The sequence below is a fragment of the Enterobacter sp. R-1.6.2 genome, from assembly GCF_035064085.1.
Taxonomy (GTDB): Bacteria; Pseudomonadota; Gammaproteobacteria; order Enterobacterales; family Enterobacteriaceae; genus Enterobacter; species Enterobacter asburiae_B.
The window spans coordinates 68,446-85,476 of the sequence record NZ_JASEYI010000017.1 but is presented as its reverse complement, the minus strand read 5'-3'; the positions used below and the strand labels follow the sequence as shown (position 1 = coordinate 85,476).

13 protein-coding genes are annotated in these 17,031 nt (G+C 57.4%); 5 read left to right on the top strand and 8 right to left on the bottom strand.

Annotated features, from left to right (window positions below):
* Nucleotides 1-33: 33 nt before the first annotated feature.
* Nucleotides 34-1,965, top strand: a complete 1,932-nt coding sequence (locus tag QMN93_RS17910; protein WP_264884888.1) for a methyl-accepting chemotaxis protein — start codon at nucleotides 34-36, stop codon at nucleotides 1,963-1,965.
* Nucleotides 1,966-2,010: 45 nt separating this feature from the next.
* Here QMN93_RS17910 and cobB read toward each other — a convergent pair whose 3' ends face one another.
* From cobB to lolC, 5 genes are read right to left on the bottom strand one after another with little or no spacing between them, the layout of a single operon-like run.
* Entirely contained in the window at nucleotides 2,011-2,832 is an 822-nt protein-coding gene (gene cobB / locus QMN93_RS17905; RefSeq protein ID WP_045888802.1) for a Sir2 family NAD+-dependent deacetylase, read from the bottom strand.
* A gap of 14 nt (nucleotides 2,833-2,846) precedes the next feature.
* Entirely contained in the window at nucleotides 2,847-3,758 is a 912-nt protein-coding gene (nagK, locus tag QMN93_RS17900) for an N-acetylglucosamine kinase (RefSeq protein WP_193139040.1), read from the bottom strand.
* Nucleotides 3,759-3,811: 53 nt separating this feature from the next.
* The gene (gene lolE, locus QMN93_RS17895; protein WP_096151218.1) at nucleotides 3,812-5,056 is read right to left on the bottom strand and encodes a lipoprotein-releasing ABC transporter permease subunit LolE; all 1,245 of its coding nucleotides are present in this window, start codon (nucleotides 5,054-5,056) and stop codon (nucleotides 3,812-3,814) included.
* Nucleotides 5,056-5,757, bottom strand: a complete 702-nt coding sequence (gene lolD, locus QMN93_RS17890) for a lipoprotein-releasing ABC transporter ATP-binding protein LolD (RefSeq protein WP_047061583.1) — start codon at nucleotides 5,755-5,757, stop codon at nucleotides 5,056-5,058. The genes lolE and lolD overlap by 1 nt, the downstream gene beginning before the upstream one ends.
* A complete protein-coding gene (lolC, locus tag QMN93_RS17885; protein ID WP_032668182.1) occupies nucleotides 5,750-6,949 on the bottom strand; it encodes a lipoprotein-releasing ABC transporter permease subunit LolC in 1,200 nt (399 codons plus the stop codon). Before lolC ends, lolD begins: the two co-directional genes overlap by 8 nt.
* A gap of 256 nt (nucleotides 6,950-7,205) precedes the next feature.
* Between lolC and QMN93_RS17880 the strand changes: the two genes are divergently transcribed.
* The 3 genes from QMN93_RS17880 (at nucleotide 7,206) to QMN93_RS17870 (ending at nucleotide 13,500) form a co-directional block, all read left to right on the top strand.
* Entirely contained in the window at nucleotides 7,206-8,279 is a 1,074-nt protein-coding gene (locus tag QMN93_RS17880; RefSeq protein WP_193139038.1) for an acyltransferase family protein, read from the top strand.
* 149 nt (nucleotides 8,280-8,428) lie between these two features.
* Nucleotides 8,429-11,875, top strand: coding sequence for a transcription-repair coupling factor (gene mfd, locus QMN93_RS17875; RefSeq protein WP_193139037.1), 3,447 nt, complete (start codon nucleotides 8,429-8,431; stop codon nucleotides 11,873-11,875).
* Between the two features lie 659 nt (nucleotides 11,876-12,534).
* Nucleotides 12,535-13,500, top strand: coding sequence for a L,D-transpeptidase family protein (locus QMN93_RS17870; protein WP_033145220.1), 966 nt, complete (start codon nucleotides 12,535-12,537; stop codon nucleotides 13,498-13,500).
* 75 nt (nucleotides 13,501-13,575) lie between these two features.
* On the opposite strand, the gene bhsA is transcribed toward QMN93_RS17870, so the two are convergent.
* On the bottom strand, nucleotides 13,576-13,833 hold the full coding sequence (gene bhsA, locus QMN93_RS17865) for a multiple stress resistance protein BhsA (protein ID WP_023616599.1): 258 nt from the start codon (nucleotides 13,831-13,833) through the stop codon (nucleotides 13,576-13,578).
* Between the two features lie 244 nt (nucleotides 13,834-14,077).
* Between bhsA and QMN93_RS17860 the strand changes: the two genes are divergently transcribed.
* Nucleotides 14,078-14,713, top strand: a complete 636-nt coding sequence (locus QMN93_RS17860) for a TetR/AcrR family transcriptional regulator (RefSeq protein ID WP_029739866.1) — start codon at nucleotides 14,078-14,080, stop codon at nucleotides 14,711-14,713.
* Nucleotides 14,714-14,773: 60 nt separating this feature from the next.
* Here the strand turns inward: QMN93_RS17860 and QMN93_RS17855 are convergent, their stop codons facing one another.
* Together QMN93_RS17855 and QMN93_RS17850 are read right to left on the bottom strand one after the other, a co-directional pair.
* Nucleotides 14,774-15,313 (bottom strand): glycine zipper 2TM domain-containing protein, encoded by a 540-nt coding sequence (locus QMN93_RS17855; RefSeq protein ID WP_008500779.1) that lies wholly within the window; start codon nucleotides 15,311-15,313, stop codon nucleotides 14,774-14,776.
* Between the two features lie 193 nt (nucleotides 15,314-15,506).
* Nucleotides 15,507-16,811, bottom strand: coding sequence for an NAD(P)/FAD-dependent oxidoreductase (locus tag QMN93_RS17850; RefSeq protein ID WP_023335290.1), 1,305 nt, complete (start codon nucleotides 16,809-16,811; stop codon nucleotides 15,507-15,509).
* Between the last annotated feature and the right edge of the window lie 220 nt (nucleotides 16,812-17,031).

Sequence of the window (17,031 nt, the reverse complement as noted above, 5' to 3'; positions counted from 1 at the left end):
TGCCCGACATGCACGATATTACGGGAGATGAGAATGAAAGACGCCGTGGTCCAAAGAAAAAAAATAAGAGTCAAGACGTTGATGCTATTGTCCATTTTCCTCACCGTAACGGTGGGCTTTACGGCAACGATCGGGTTTATGATGTGGCAGTGGATGGCACAGCAGGAGGTTCTGGCCAAAAAGCATATCCGCCAGATTGCCGAGGTGCAAGCGTTGCAGGTCAGTAAACAGCTGGATTCTGCCCTGACTGCCGCCCGGGATATGGGCAACAGCGCCCTGGCGCTGCGCGAGGCGGGCGTGACCGATCGCCAGAGCCTGAACCAGCTGCTCATCCACTACCTTTCGGCTCACCCACAGTTTCTCTCCATGTCGATGGCCTTTGAGCCCAACGCGTTCGACGATAAAGATGCCGTCTGGGCCGGTCAAAGCGGTGAAGATCCTGCCGGGCGCTACGCCCGCTACGTTGACCGGGACGCCACCGGCAAATCGGCATTACACCTGCTGACGGACATCGAAACGCCCGGCAGCGGCGATTATTATCTGCTGCCGAAACAACGCCATAAAGATGTGATCATCGAGCCCTATATCTATCCCTACAACGGCGTCGACGTGATGCTCACCTCGATTGCCGCCCCCATCATGCGTGACGGTCAGTTTCTGGGCTCGGTCACCTCTGACTTCTCCCTCGCCACGCTGCAGTCGACGATCGGCGCGATTAAACCGTGGAACGGCACGGGCTATGCCCTGCTCCTCTCAGCGGGTAATAACGTGGTGTCCAGCCCGGACCAGCGCGCGGCGGGCAAGCCTTACGCCGGTCAGATTGCCGGTCATGACGTCACCCGCATCAACGATCCGCTGCTGAAGGAGGACGTGTTCATCACCTGGCAGGACATCGCCGTCGGTAACAGCCAGACGCCGTGGAAACTCGCCATTATCACGCCGGTCAGCGAAGTGATGGCCGAAGCGCGTGCATTTTTACTGAAAGCCATCATCATGATGGTGTTAAGCATCGTGGCGGTTAGCCTGGTCATGGCACAGATCTTCACCCGCAAAGTTGACCGTCCTGTTGGGGGAGAACCTTCGGAGGCGGCCGGGATCGCCCTGGCCGTTGCCCGGGGAGACCTGAACAACACCATCCCGGTGCGTTCCGGAGATACCCACAGCATTTTTTATGCCCTGCACACCATGCAGATGCAGCTCAAGCGCATCGTCGACAATATCAGCGAAGCCAGCCACTCCGTACACGGCGGCACCAGCGAAATTTCGGCGGGCAACCTGGACCTCGCCTCGCGAACCGAGGAACAGGCGGCTGCGATTGTTGAAACGGCAGCCAGCATGGAAGAGATTTCGGTCACGGTGAAGAATAACGCCGACAACGCCCACAAGGCGACCACGCTGACCGATCGCGCCGCGAGCCTCGCCGGGCATGGCGAAACGCTGGTGAACGACGTGGTCGTGGTGATCGGGAAGATTGACGAGAGCGCGCGTAAGATCGGCGAGATTAACAGCATTGTCGATGGCATCGCCTTCCAGACCAATATCCTGGCGCTGAATGCTGCCGTTGAAGCGGCACGGGCAGGCGAACAGGGGCGCGGCTTCGCGGTCGTCGCAGGGGAAGTGCGCAATCTTGCCCAGCGAAGCGCTAACGCGGCAAAAGAGATCTCTCAGCTGATTGCCGAGTCCTCAGGGCGCGTGAGCAAAGGCGTTGAGCTGGTCAATGAAACCGGGGTGATGATGAAACAGGTGATTGAAGCGGTATCGCATGTGCATCTGGTCATCAACGATATCGTTCAGGCGCTGGACGAGCAGAATCGCGGGATTAGCCAGGTCAGCACAGCCGTTAACCAGATGGACAGCACGACCCAGCAGAACGCCTCTCTGGTTCAGCAGATCTCTGCGGCGGCGCTCTCGCTGGATGAGCAGGCTAAATCGCTTGAGAAGACGCTGGCGTTTTTCCATTCATAAATAAAAAGGCACCCGCAGGACGGGTGCCTTTTCACGCGATTGCCGTTATAGCCCTTTCAGCAGCTTGTCGACAAACTCCGGGACGACCGTGCTTGCCAGACCGTAGTGTTTCTCTTCAAACTCGCTGCCCACCTGGCTTGGCTCAAGGTTGAGTTCTACCGTATGCGCACCGTGCAGGCGCGCTTCGTGGACAAACCCCGCCGCCGGATAAACATGACCGGATGTGCCGATGGCGATAAACACGTCGGCCATCGCCAGCGCGCTGTAGATATCATCCATTCCCAGCGGCATTTCGCCGAACCAGACCACGTGCGGACGCAGGCGCGACGGGAACTGGCAGCAGTGGCACTTATCCTCTGGCAGCACGTCCTCTTGCCAGTCCAGCACCTGACCGCTCCAGGCGCAGCGAACCTTGAGCAGCTCGCCGTGCATGTGGATGATGTTCTTGTTACCGGCCCGCTCGTGCAGGTTGTCGATATTCTGCGTTACCAGCAGAAAACGATCGCCCAGCGCTTCTTCGAGCTTCGCCAGCGCCAGATGTGCCGCATTCGGCGCGACGTCAGGCTGCTGAAGCTGACGGCGGCGGGCGTTGTAAAACGCCTGGACGAGATCCGGATCGCGGGCAAAGCCTTCCGGCGTGGCCACATCCTCCACGCGGTGCTCTTCCCATAGCCCGTCCGCCGCGCGGAAGGTTCGAATTCCTGACTCGGCGGAGATCCCCGCCCCGGTCAGCACCACCACTCTGGGTTTATCCATCGCTTCTGGCATTATTCTGTCTCTGAAAAAAATCCGCTGGCGCAAGCGCTCACGCAAGCGGCGTTTGTTTTTGCGAAAACGGCTGAGTCGACCCTGGCGACGCGACAGCATAGAAACCTCGTAAACTAATCGGTGAGATGAAGGAATGCGGCTCCGCGCATGCCTCCTGCGTCCCCGTGTCGCGCGCGTTCAATACGCGGCACGCGGGCAACCGGCAATAAATGTCGGGGCAAACGCCCGGACAACCGTTCCGTAATCGCGGTAAAGTTTGAAAGCCCTCCCCCGATCACCAGCAGATCCGGGTCGACGATGGTGAGAATATTTCCCAGACACACCGCCAGCAGATCCAGATAACGCTCGACGTGCTCACGCGCCTGCGCATCCCCTTGCTCCCACAGGGTAATGATTTGAGGGGCCTCAAGTTTCTGATGATAGAAGTGTTCGTAAAGCCATGCAAACCCGCGGCCGGAGAGGTAGTTCTCAATACAGCCGTGCTGGCCGCAGCCGCAGCGGGTCAGCGGGAAATCGCGCCCCACTACCTCCAGGGCATCCACCGGGAGACGGATATGACCAAACTCGCCGGTGATGTAGCTGCGCCCGGTGATTGGCTTCCCGTTGATCACAATTCCCCCGCCGACGCCGGTGCCGAGGATCAGACCCATCACCAGCGGATACTGACGGAACTCATCGTCCCAGGCTTCGGAGAGCGCAAAGCAGTTAGCATCATTGTCTAAACGCACGTCGCGTTCAAGCAGGGCAGAGAGATCGGCGCGGAGCGGTTTACCGCTGGCGGCAGGCACGTTGGCGGCATACAGCGTGCCGTCGTCGGTTTCGGGCATACCCGGAATGCCGATGCCGACGCTGCCTTTCACGCCAAAGCGTTCATCGGACTGAGCCACCAGCGCGGCAATCGCGGTTAAAAATTCGTCGTAGCTTTCGCGCGGCGTGGGAACGCGGGTTTCCCACTGCAGCCTGAGGTCTTTATCAAACACGCCGAGCGCAATCTTGGTGCCGCCAATATCAAATCCGTAATACATAACGCATTCCTCTTTTAACCTGGCGGCCCGAAAGCCGCTAGATCATGACGTAATTACTGGCCACTTAATACCCTCGCCGGATCAATTCGGCTTGCGCGACGCGCCGGATACCAGCTTGCCAGCAGACTCAGTAAAAGTGCTGTAACCAGCACATAAAAAACGTCCAGCCAGTGCAGTTCCGACGGCAGGAAGTCAATAAAGTAGATATCACCCGACAGGAACTGGTGACCAATAAGCTTTTCGATCCCGTTGATAATCGGCGTCAGCTGCAGGGAAACCACCACGCCAATCACCACGCCGCACAGGCTACCGAACAGCCCCGCCAGCAAACCGTACCAGACGAAGATGGCGCGAATAAGACCATCTTTCGCCCCCAGCGTACGCAGCACGGCGATGTCGCCGCTCTTGTCCTTGACCGCCATAACCAGCGTCGAGACGATATTAAAGCACGCGACACCAATCACCAGCACCATCGCCAGATACATAATGGCGCGGATCATCTGGATATCACGGTACATATAGCCGTAAGTGCCGATCCAGCTTTTGATGTAGACATAGTTATTGGTCACGCTGCCCGCGTCGCGAACCAGTTTGTTGGCGTTAAAGACGTCGTTCACCTTAATGGCAATGCCCGTCACGCTGTCAGCCATGTCGAGATACTGGCGCGCATCCTCCATCGGCACCATCGCAAAGCTATGGTCAAGCTGACCGCTCAGCTGAAGAATACCGGTGACGTGCAGGCGCACGCGCTTAGGCTGCTGCAGCTTGTGGTCGGCGCTGGCGTTCGGGATCATAATCGACACCCAGTCGCCCTGCTTCACCTTCAGGGCATCGGCCACGCCTTTACCCATGATGATCTGCTGCTCGCCGGCCTTAAAGTTGGCCCACGCGCCGTTCTGCACATAGTTTGGCAACGCGCTGAGACGCGCTTCCTGGGCGGGGTTGACCCCTTTCACCTGAATGGCGCGCAGGTTTACCCCGCTCTCCACCAGCCCTGTAAAGTTAATGTAGGGCGCGGCCGCGGCAATGCCCGGCACCTTTTCGACTTTGGCGAGCGCATCGCCCCAGTTCGTCCACGGCTGGTTAACCGGCTCGATCTCCCCGTGCGGCACTACCGCCAGAATGCGGTTATTCAGCTCGCGCTCAAAGCCGTTCATGGCGCTCAAGCCGACAATCAGCACCGCCACACCGAGCGCAATACCGATGGTCGAGATGACGGAGATCAGCGACACCATGCCGCCGCGACGGCGGCCGCGGCTAAAACGTAAACCGATGAGTAACGATAACGGTGACGCCATTACTCTGCTCCCATCAGGGTCAGTTCCGCGTTCAGATGGCCGTCGCGCATCTCAAGCTGACGCCCCATGCGTTTTGCCAGCTGCAGATCGTGGGTTACGACCAGAAACGCGGTGCCCTGCGAGGCGTTCAGCTCGCCCAGAAGCTGGAAAATACTGTCCGCATTGCGGGCATCCAGGTTACCGGTAGGCTCATCCGCCAGCACCAGACGCGGGTTGTTGACCAGCGCACGGGCAATCGCCACGCGCTGGCGCTCGCCGCCGGAAAGCTCAGAGGGACGATGGTTACCGCGATGGCCCAGCCCTACCGCTTTCAGCATGTCGCTGGCGCGAGCGTTAATTTCTGCCGGTTTCTTTTTGCCAATCAGCAGCGGCATCGCCACGTTTTCCAGCGCCGTGAAATCCGGCAGCAGGTGGTGGAACTGGTAGATAAAGCCCAGCTCGCGGTTGCGCAGCTCGGCCTTCGCCGCGGAGGACATTTTGCTCATCGGCTGGCCGGAGAAAATCACGTCGCCGTTAGTTGGCGTATCCAGCCCGCCCAGCAGGTGCAGCAGCGTACTTTTACCCGAGCCGGAGCTGCCGACAATCGCCATCATCTCGCCTTCGCCCACGCTGAAGCTCACATTGTGCAGTACGTCAGTCTGCACAGAGCCTTCCTGATAGCGTTTGGACAGGTTGTCGCATTGCAACAGGATCTTATTCATAACGTAAAGCCTCAGCGGGTTGAGTGGCGGCAGCGCGCCAGGAAGGATAAAGCGTAGAAAGCAGCGCAATGGCCATCGCGGCCAGCGCAATACCGACCACCTGCAGCGGCTCGATAGCCACCGGCAGCGCCGCGCCGTCGAGCAGGGCGCCGATGATCGGCATTAAGTTATTAAGCTGGCTGGCAAGCAAGGCCCCCAGCACGGCGCCGAGCAGCGCGCCAATGATGCCTGCGCTGGCCCCCTGCACCATAAACACCGCCATAATCTGGCGCGGCGTGAGCCCCTGGGTTTGCAGAATGGCGACTTCGCCCTGCTTCTCCATCACCATCAGGCCCAGCGAGGTAATGATGTTAAATGCGGCCACGGCCACGATCAGGCTCAGCAGCAGCCCCATCATATTTTTTTCCATCCGCACGGCCTGGAACAGTTCGCCTTTACGCTCGCGCCAGTCTTGCCATTTGGTGCCGTCCGGCAGTTTTTGCTGGCTGAGGGTATCGACCTTCAGCGGCGCGTCGAGCCACAGCCGCCAGCCGGTGATATTCCCTGCCGGGTAGCGCATCAGGCGCGAAGCGTCCTGGATGTTAACCAGCATCTGGTAACCATCGACTTCACTGTTGGCGGCAAAGGTACCAATCACGTTGAACAGGCGCTGGCTTGGCAGGCGTCCCATCGGCGTAAACTGGCTGGCAGAGGGCACCATCACGCGCAGCTGATCGCCACGGTTGACGCCAAGCTGTCCGGCAAGCTGTTCACCCAGAATCACGTTGTATTTTCCGGCTTCCAGATCGGTCTGCTTCACGTTAACCAGATACGGCGTCAGCGGATCGTTTTGCGCCGGGTCGATACCCAGCATCACGCCGACCGCCACGCTGCGGGCGCTTTGCAGCACCACGTCGCCGGTCGTCAACGGCGCGACGCGCGTGACGCCCTGTAACTTCGCCGCGCTTTCCGGCAGCTGTTGCGGGTTAACCGAACCGTTGGATGATGAGAGAACGGCCTGCGGCATCAGCCCCAGGATGTTGTTTTGCAGCTCGCGTTCGAAGCCATTCATGACGGAAAGCACCGTCACCAGTGCCATCACGCCAAGCGTAATGCCAATAGTCGAAAGCCAGGAGACAAAGCGACCGAAGCGGTCCGCGGCGCGCCCACGCATGTAACGTAAGCCTATGAAGAGTGCGACAGGTTGATACATGAAATCCGTCTGTTTGCTGATAGCAGACCCACGAGTATATAAGCGAATCCGTTAAGCGTAAATGACTGAAACAGTAAGCTTTGGTAATCATTCTTCCGAAAAATTCAGATAAATCAGGGTGCTATTGTCTGAATACTCACCTCGCAACCTCCACCTTTTCCGAAAAACCGCCGGATACAGACTGTTACCCATTACATGCCGGCTTCGTTTTACAACAATTGTTCGTTCGTTTATGGCAATAAGGTAGTGGCGAATAATGAAGCAAAAAGCATTATGGATTAACCAGATAAAAGGGCTGTGTATCTGCCTGGTGGTTATCTATCATTCGGTTATCACGTTTTATCCGCATCTGATCGGGCTACAACACCCGCTCTCCGGCCTTCTCGCCAAATGCTGGGTCTATTTTAACCTCTATCTCGCACCGTTTCGTATGCCGGTCTTCTTCTTTATCTCCGGCTATCTGATCCGTCGTTATATTGACGAAGTGGACTGGCGAACCAGTCTCGATAAACGGATCTGGAGCATTGTCTGGGTCCTGGCGCTGTGGGGCGTTCTGCAATGGCAGGCGTTGACCCACCTGAACGCCTGGCTGGCGCCCGAGCGTGAGCTTGCCACCGCGTCGAACGCGGCCTACGCCGACTCGCTCTCAGGATTTGTACGGGGTATGCTGACCGCCAGCACCAGCCTGTGGTATCTGTATGCCCTGGTGGTCTACTTCACGCTGTGTAAACTGCTGAGCAGCTGGAAGCTGCCGGTTCTGGGACTGCTGGCGCTGGCGAGCATCGCGATTAACTTCGTGCCGCTGCCGTGGTGGGGGATGAACAGCGTGGTCCGCAACATGATCTACTACAGCCTCGGGGCGTGGTATGGCGCAGCGCTGATGGCGTGGATGAAAAGCGTCAACCTGCGCCGCATCTGGCTGGCAACCGGGGCTTTCGCCGCCGTCTCCGTGGTGCTGTGGTTTGCTAACGTTCCGCTGCTGCTCTCATTGCTGTCGATTGTGTTGATCATGAAGCTGTTCTACAGCCTTGAGCAGCGCTACGCCGTTAACCCGAACAATCTGCTGAACGTGATTGGCTCCAATACCATTGCGATTTATACCACCCACCGCATCCTGATTGAGGCCTTTAGCCTGTTCCTGATTGGCGAAATGAATGCCGCCTCGTGGCCGGTCTGGGCAGAGCTCACCCTGGTGCTGGTCTACCCGTTTGCCAGCCTGCTTATCTGTACCCTTGCCGGGCTCGGAGTGCGTAAAATCTCCACCGCGCTGTTTGGGGACGTTTTCTTCTCTCCTCCGTCTACGCTAACCCTGTCACCTTCAACGCGTTAATGCCCTCTCCGCCCCCGTTTCGGGGGCGTTTAGCCCCGCCGTGCGGTTACGATTTGCTTATGTAAAACGATCGAGGATAATAAAGACATTGCGTATCAGTGATATGCCCCAATACTGTTGGTATATCCATAAGAGACTCTGACATAGCTATGCCTGAACACTATCGTTATTCCTTGCCTGTCAAAGCGGGCGACCAGCGCCAGCTGGGTGAACTCACGGGCGCGGCGTGCGCCACGCTGGTGGCGGAAATCGCCGAGCGTCATCCAGGCCCGGTGATTCTGGTTGCCCCGGATATGCAAAACGCCCTGCGCCTGCACGACGAAATTCGCCAGTTCACCGATAGCCTGGTATTCAGCCTGGCCGACTGGGAGACGCTGCCGTATGACAGCTTCTCTCCGCATCAGGAGATCATCTCCTCGCGCCTGTCGACGCTCTATCAGCTGCCGACCATGCAGCGCGGCGTGCTGATTGTGCCGGTGAACACCCTGATGCAGCGCGTCTGTCCGCACAGCTATCTGCACGGTCACGCGCTGGTGATGAAAAAAGGCCAGCGCCTCTCCCGTGATGCCCTGCGCGCGCAGCTTGACGGTGCCGGCTATCGCCACGTCGACCAGGTGATGGAGCACGGGGAATACGCGACCCGCGGCGCGCTGCTTGACCTTTACCCGATGGGCAGCGACCAGCCGTATCGTCTGGATTTCTTTGATGATGAAATCGACAGCCTGCGCGTATTCGACGCCGACACGCAGCGCACGCTGGAGGAAGTCGAGTCGATCAATTTACTGCCCGCGCATGAGTTCCCCACGGACAAAACCGCTATCGAGCTGTTCCGCAGCCAGTGGCGAGATAAGTTCGAGGTGAAGCGCGACGCGGAACATATTTATCAGCAGGTCAGTAAAGGCACGCTTCCAGCCGGGATCGAATACTGGCAGCCGCTGTTCTTCAACGAGCCGCTGCCTGCCCTGTTCAGCTACTTCCCGGCGAACACGCTGATTGTCAACACCGGGGATATCGACGCCAGCGCCAGCCGCTTTGAAAGCGAAACCCGCGCCCGTTTTGAAAACCGTGTCGTTGACCCAATGCGTCCGCTGCTGCCGCCGGAAGCGCTGTGGCTGCGCACCGACGAGCTCAACGCCGAGCTGAAGCGCTGGCCGCGCATGCAGCTGAAAACCGATTCGCTTGCCGACAAGGCCGCCAATACCAACCTCGCCTTCCGGACGCTGCCGGACCTGGCCGTTCAGGCGCAGCAGAAATCCCCGCTGGATAATCTGCGCAAGTTCCTGGAGTCCTTCACCGGCCCGGTGGTGTTCTCCGTTGAGAGTGAAGGCCGCCGCGAAGCTTTAGGTGAACTGCTGGGACGCATCAAGGTGGCGCCGAAGCGCATCCTGCGTTTGAGCGAAGCGACCGGAAACGGTCGTTATCTGATGATTGGCGCCGCCGAGCACGGATTCATCGACACGCTCAACAACCTGGCGCTGATTTGCGAAAGCGACCTGCTGGGCGAGCGCGTCGCGCGTCGCCGTCAGGACAGCCGTCGGACCATCAACCCGGACACGCTGATCCGTAACCTGGCCGAGCTGCATCCGGGCCAGCCGATTGTTCACCTGGAGCACGGCGTTGGGCGCTATCAGGGGATGACCACGCTGGAAGCGGGCGGCATCAAAGGTGAATACCTGATGCTCACCTACGCCAACGACGCCAAACTGTATGTCCCGGTCTCCTCCCTGCATCTGATCAGCCGCTACGCGGGCGGCGCCGAAGAGAATGCGCCGCTGCACAAGCTGGGCGGCGATGCCTGGGCGCGCGCGCGCCAGAAGGCGGCGGAAAAAGTGCGCGACGTGGCGGCCGAGCTGCTGGATATTTACGCCCAGCGCGCGGCCAAACAGGGCTTCGCCTTTAAGCACGATAAAGAACAATACCAACTGTTCTGCGACAGCTTCCCGTTTGAAACCACGCCGGATCAGGCCCAGGCCATCAACGCCGTGCTGAGCGACATGTGCCAGCCGCTGGCCATGGACCGCTTAGTCTGCGGCGACGTCGGCTTCGGCAAAACCGAAGTGGCGATGCGCGCCGCCTTCCTTGCGGTGGAAAACAACAAGCAGGTGGCGGTGCTGGTGCCGACCACCCTGCTCGCTCAGCAGCACTTCGATAACTTCCGCGACCGTTTCGCCAACTGGCCGGTACGTATCGAGATGCTCTCGCGTTTTCGCAGCACTAAAGAGCAGACGCAGATCCTCGAACAGGCCAGCGAAGGTAAAATCGATATTCTGATCGGCACCCACAAGCTGCTGCAAAGCGACGTGAAGTGGAAAGATCTGGGGCTGCTGATCGTCGACGAAGAGCACCGCTTCGGGGTGCGTCATAAAGAGCGAATCAAAGCGATGCGCGCCGACGTCGATATCCTCACCCTGACCGCAACGCCAATCCCGCGAACCCTGAACATGGCGATGAGCGGCATGCGCGATCTGTCAATTATCGCCACGCCGCCGGCGCGCCGTCTGGCGGTGAAAACCTTTGTTCGCGAGTACGATAATCTGGTGGTGCGTGAGGCCATTCTGCGTGAGGTGCTGCGCGGAGGTCAGGTCTACTATCTCTACAACGACGTGGAAAACATCCAGAAAGCCGCGGACAGGCTGGCGGAGCTGGTGCCGGAAGCGCGCATAGCTATCGGTCACGGGCAGATGCGCGAGCGCGAGCTGGAGCGGGTAATGAACGACTTCCACCACCAGCGCTTTAACGTGCTGGTGTGCACCACCATCATTGAGACCGGGATCGACATTCCGACGGCAAACACCATCATCATTGAGCGTGCGGACCACTTTGGCCTGGCGCAGCTTCACCAGCTGCGCGGCCGCGTCGGGCGTTCGCACCATCAGGCCTACGCCTGGCTGCTGACGCCGCATCCGAAAGCGATGACCACCGACGCGCAAAAGCGTCTGGAAGCCATCGCCTCGCTGGAAGACCTCGGCGCAGGCTTTGCGCTGGCGACGCACGATCTCGAGATCCGCGGTGCCGGCGAGCTGCTGGGTGAAGACCAGAGCGGCTCCATGGAAACCATCGGCTTCTCGCTCTATATGGAGCTGCTGGAAAACGCGGTTGATGCCCTGAAGGCCGGACGCGAGCCGTCGCTGGAAGATCTTACCAGCCAGCAGACCGAGGTCGAGCTACGTATGCCTTCCCTGCTGCCGGACGATTTCATTCCGGACGTGAATACCAGACTGTCGTTCTACAAGCGCATCGCCAGCGCGAAGAAGGAGAACGAGCTGGAAGAGATCAAGGTGGAGCTGATTGACCGCTTTGGTCTGCTGCCCGATCCGGCGAGAAATTTGCTGGATATCGCGAGGCTGCGCCAGCAGGCGCAAAAGTTGGGGATCCGCAAGCTTGAAGGCAATGAAAAAGGCGGCGTGATTGAATTCGCCGAGAAGAATCACGTCAACCCGATGTGGCTAATCGGCCTGCTGCAAAAACAGCCGCAGCATTTCCGTCTGGATGGTCCAACCCGTCTGAAATTTACCCAGGAGCTGACGGAGCGCAAAACCCGTATGGACTGGGTGCGTAACTTTATGCGTCAGCTGGAAGAGAACGCGATCGCATAACTTCCCTTTCCCCTGTTAGCTGAGGAGTTTCATGTAGTTTATTAACCGGAAGCGATGAAAGTTGCTTCCGGGAATGAACAGCTTACAGCGCCCCCCTGGTCCGGCTGTAAATCGCTTAGGCGTTTCCTTGCAGGCCGGGGCGAAGCGCAGGGATGCGCCGAGAGGGCGGGCTTTACATGGTCGTTGCCTCCGCCCGTCCCCGATAAGCCGGAAGGAATAAGCCGAAGACAAAATTGCCGGGAGCAATTTTGGACAGCGCTTGCGCTGGCCCCGAAGGGGTGAGCCCCAGGGATGGGGCGAACAATCCGCGAAGCGGCGATTTACCGCCGGGAGCCCGGGTCGCCAGGGTGGTGGCGATTGAGCCCCCCTGGCACGTTCACCGGTTATGTCGTTAAAGAGTAGCAAGGAACATGAAGTGAACGGAATGACCACCAGAGCCGTATGTTCCCCCTCACCCCAACCCTCTCCCTCAAGGGTGAGGGGGTCGTCCGTTCAGGCATTATTTTATGGGGATCCCTTCCCCCTGTTAGCCCGGCGCTACGGGGGGACAATTTACAAACTCTTTGCACTTCACCCGATCTTCCCGACATACCCATTCGCCATAATTATGTTTAACGTCTTATAAAACAATAACCTTATCATTTGCATGGATTATGGTGATGATGACCTCTTCGCGTTTTACTCGCTGGATGACCCTGTTGGCGCTGGCAGCCACCGTCGCGGTGGCGCTTCCCGCCCGGGCAAACACCTGGCCCCTTCCCCCTCCCGGCAGCAAGGTGGTGGGTGAAAACCGCTTTCATGTGGTTGAAAATAATGGTGGTTCACTGGAAGCGATTGCCAAAAAATATAACGTCGGTTTTCTGGCCCTGCTGCAGGCGAACCCCGGCGTCGACCCGTATGTCCCGCGCGCGGGCAGCGTACTGACCATCCCGTTACAGACTATCCTGCCGGACGCCCCGCGCGAGGGGATGGTGATAAACCTGGCCGAACTGCGCCTGTACTATTACCCACCGGGTAAAAATGAAGTCACCGTCTACCCTATCGGTATTGGTCAGCTGGGCGGCGACACGCTGACGCCGACGATGGTCACCACCGTCTCGGATAAACGCGCGAATCCAACCTGGACCCCGACGGCCAACATTCGTGCCCGCTATAAGGCCCAGGGGATCGATCTTCCTGCCGTGGTGCCGGCTGGTCCGGATAACCCGATGGGGCACCACGCGATACGCCTCGCGGCATACGGCGGCGTCTACCTGCTGCACGGAACGAATGCGGACTTTGGCATCGGCATGCGCGTCAGCTCCGGCTGTATTCGTCTGCGCGATGACGATATCAAAACGCTGTTTAACGTCGTTACGCCGGGAACCAAAGTGAATATTATCAATACGCCGATTAAAGTTTCAGAGGAGCCCGGCGGCGTGCGGCTGGTTGAGATCCATCAGCCGTTATCGAAAAACATTGGTGACGATCCACAGACGCTGCCCATTAACCTGAATGCCGCGATGGTAAGTTTCAAAACGAATGCGAATACCAACAGCGTGGTGATGGAGCGTGCGATGGAAGCCCGGTCAGGCATGCCGACCGATGTCACCCGGCATCACGATGTCGTCCCGCAGTCGATGTAAATCAGAAATAAAAAAACGCCCTGCTGAGCAGGGCGTTTTTTATTGCAGTGGCATAAATGAGGGTTTATGCCCGGCTTATTTGTAGATGACCGCCGTGCCGTGCAGGGTGTTAGGACCGGTCACTGAGGTGATGCGGTAAGATTTTGCACCCATCTCTTGCGCTTTTTGCGCCAGCTGATCTTCCAGGGAACCCAGGTTAGTACCTGCAGACGCAGAGATTGTCCCGACTTTATGCTGGTCGGCAGGGGTGGATTGCACCTGTACAGCAGCAAAGCTTGCGAAAGAGAGTGAACTCAGGACAGCGGCAGCGATGAGAGTTTTTACGTTTTTCATGATGTTTACCTTTAGCAGATGAATTTGGAGGTCGTTAATCATTTAGTTAACGATCGATAGGTAAATCATAAATGTGATCCATGTCACGCGTCAACATAATTTTATAACGAGCGTTAACTTAATTTTAAAATTGTTATTTTTCATACATATATGATTAATTTATTTTTAAGCATTCTGCACTGGTGGTGGGTTGCGTTTATTTTTATAATGGTCATTCACCAAACCAACAGAGGACCAACGGCAAATGACAACCGATGTCACGAGTTGTGCGAAGAAAAGCCGTGGCCGACCAAAAGTGTTTGACAGGGATGCAGCGCTTGATAAGGCCATGACTCTCTTCTGGCAACATGGGTATGAAGCAACCTCGCTTTCCGATCTGGTAGAAGCTACCGGAGCCAAAGCGCCGACGCTGTATGCCGAATTTACCAATAAAGAGGGGCTGTTCAGGGCGGTGCTGGACAGGTACATTTCGCGCTTTGCGGCGAAACACGAAGCCCAGCTGTTCTGCGAAGAGAAAAGCGTTGAACAGGCGCTTCGGGACTATTTCACCGCCGTCGCGACCTGTTTCACCAGTAAAGAGACGCCTGCGGGCTGCTTTATGATTAACACCTCTGCCACCCTTGCGGCGTCCTCTAAAGAGATTGCCAATACGGTGAAATCACGGCATGCCATGCAGGAAGAGACCCTCAGCGCATTTCTGGCTCAGCGCCAGCAGCGCGGTGAAATCCCCGCGCAATGCAACCCTCAGCTGCTGGCGCAATACCTGAGCTGTATTTTGCAGGGGATGTCGATCAGCGCCCGTGAAGGGGCCACGCTGGAAAAACTGCAGCATATTAGCGAAACCACGCTGCGGCTGTGGCCTGAGCTACTGAAAATCTGAAACAAAAAAAAAGCTCCTCAGCCTGAGCGCATGAGGAGCTAAATTCAGAGAACATCTTTTTTACACTTTGTTATTCAGAACCAGCTGGCCGTTTCCATCCAGTGGAATTTGCGTGCCCGGGTCTTTATCCATGCGGATTTTGCCCTGCTGATCGCCAATTTTGTACGTCACGTCATAGCCCAGCATTTTTTCCGACTTGTCATAGACGGTTTTGCAGCGTTGCTGAGTCGTGGTGTAGGTATCATTATCCTGCATCGCGCCCTGCACCTGGTTACCGGCATAGCCGCCACCCAGCGCGCCGACCACGGTCGCCACGTCTTTACCCCGGCCGCCGCCAAACTGGTGACCAATAACGCCACCCGCTACTGCACCCAGAACAGAACCGGCAATGCGGTTTTCATCCTGCACCGGACGACGGTGCGTCACGGAGACGTTACGGCACTCCTGACGAGGCGTTTTTACGGTTTCTTTAATCGGTGTAGCAGAAACCACCTGCGCATACTGCGGGCCGCGATCTAATACGTTGAGACTGGCAACGGCAGCCACACCTAACGCAGCCGCGACGCCAATCCCTATACCCGCCAACATTGATTTATTCACGGGACTTCCTCCTTTGTTGCTATTGGTAACAATTTTGCAATGGAGGCACGGCTTCGCCAATAAGATAAAGGATCAAAAAAGGGGCGTTGAGAGGAGATATATTGTATTTAGGAGAACTCTTAAGCAGTCAAACTGTGATCTGCAGCATGAAATGCTAAAAACTCCCTCCGGAGGGCCCGGAGGGAGTGAAAAATTAGTGCAACTTCAGACGCGGACGGATCACGCGGTTGATTCTGCCCACCAGCATCATCAGCCCGGTTTTGAAGTAGCCGTGCAGCGCAATCTGGTGCATGCGGTACAGGGAGATATACACGAAGCGGGCAATGCGCCCTTCTACCATCATTGAGCCGCGCATCAGGTTGCCCATCAGGCTGCCGACAGTAGAGAAGTTTGACAGCGACACCAGTGAACCGTGGTCTTTGTAGACATAGGCTTTCATTGGCTTGCCTTTGTACTGCGCCAGAATGTTGTGCAGCACCAGGCTTGCCATCTGGTGAGCGGCCTGCGCGCGCGGCGGCACGAATCCACCTTCAGGACGCGCGCAGGAGGCACAGTCACCGATGGCAAAGATTTCAGGATCGCGCGTGGTTTGTAGCGTTGGCTCCGTAACCAGCTGGTTAATGCGGTTGGTTTCCAGACCGCCGATCTCTTTCATAAAGTCAGGCGCTTTGATACCAGCCGCCCAGACCATCAGATCCGCTTTGATATACTCGCCGTCTTTGGTGTGCAGGCCGCCTTCGTCGGCGCTGGTCACCATGGTCTGCGTCAGCACCCGCACGCCCAGCTTGGTGAGCTCATTGTGCGCCGCACCGGAAATACGCGGAGGCAGCGCAGGCAGGATACGTTCACCGGCTTCAACCAGCGTGACGTTCAGCGCTTCGTTAGTTAACCCTTTGTAACCGTAGCTGTGCAGCTGCTTCACCGCATTGTGCAGCTCCGCTGACAGCTCAACTCCCGTCGCGCCGCCGCCGACAATGGCGATATTCACCTTACCGTTCGCACCCATATTGCTGGTGTACTTCAGGAACAGGTTCAGCATTTCCTGATGGAAACGACGCGCCTGGTGCGGGTTATCGAGGAAGATACAGTGCTCTTTCACGCCCGGCGTGTTGAAGTCGTTGGAGGTACTGCCCAGCGCCATGACCAGCGTGTCGTACGCCAGTTTACGCTCGGGAACCAGTAGCTCCCCTTTTTCATCGCGCAGCTCTGCCAGGGTGATGGTTTTGCTTTCACGGTTGATGTCGACCACCGAGCCCAGCTGGAACTGGAAATGATGGTTACGGGCGTGCGCCAGATAGCTGAGCGCGTCCACGCCCTCATCCAGAGAACCGGTTGCCACTTCGTGCAGCAGCGGTTTCCACAGGTGGCTGTGGTTACGATCCACCAGCGTAATTTTGGCTTTTTTACCGCGACCCAGCTTCTTGCCCAGCTGTGTAGCCAGCTCCAGCCCGCCAGCACCACCGCCTACAATCACTATCTTTTTCAATGGCGTAGTCAACGTGACCCCCTCAAATTATTAACCAATTGTTAATTAAAAGTTATAAAAATAACCCTTAATTAACAACAGGTTACAGCACTGAAACCATTCAGGTGCATTGAGAATACCACGTCAGGCGCATTGGTCATACCAAAATTGATATGCATCAAGTTTTGATGGCTTAAAAGTAGACAATTCTGGTCAAAAAGAAAGCCCGGTACGCTTTCGCGGCCGGGCTTTG

Bases quoted from the DNA above. Each gene is read 5' to 3' on its own strand.
- QMN93_RS17910 (WP_264884888.1), top strand. From the start codon at position 34: ATGAAAGACGCCGTGGTCCAAAGAAAAAAAATAAGAGTCAAGACGTTG.
- cobB (WP_045888802.1), bottom strand. From the start codon at position 2,832: ATGCTGTCGCGTCGCCAGGGTCGACTCAGCCGTTTTCGCAAAAACAAA.
- nagK (WP_193139040.1), bottom strand. From the start codon at position 3,758: ATGTATTACGGATTTGATATTGGCGGCACCAAGATTGCGCTCGGCGTG.
- lolE (WP_096151218.1), bottom strand. From the start codon at position 5,056: ATGGCGTCACCGTTATCGTTACTCATCGGTTTACGTTTTAGCCGCGGC.
- lolD (WP_047061583.1), bottom strand. From the start codon at position 5,757: ATGAATAAGATCCTGTTGCAATGCGACAACCTGTCCAAACGCTATCAG.
- lolC (WP_032668182.1), bottom strand. From the start codon at position 6,949: ATGTATCAACCTGTCGCACTCTTCATAGGCTTACGTTACATGCGTGGG.
- QMN93_RS17880 (WP_193139038.1), top strand. From the start codon at position 7,206: ATGAAGCAAAAAGCATTATGGATTAACCAGATAAAAGGGCTGTGTATC.
- mfd (WP_193139037.1), top strand. From the start codon at position 8,429: ATGCCTGAACACTATCGTTATTCCTTGCCTGTCAAAGCGGGCGACCAG.
- QMN93_RS17870 (WP_033145220.1), top strand. From the start codon at position 12,535: ATGATGACCTCTTCGCGTTTTACTCGCTGGATGACCCTGTTGGCGCTG.
- bhsA (WP_023616599.1), bottom strand. From the start codon at position 13,833: ATGAAAAACGTAAAAACTCTCATCGCTGCCGCTGTCCTGAGTTCACTC.
- QMN93_RS17860 (WP_029739866.1), top strand. From the start codon at position 14,078: ATGACAACCGATGTCACGAGTTGTGCGAAGAAAAGCCGTGGCCGACCA.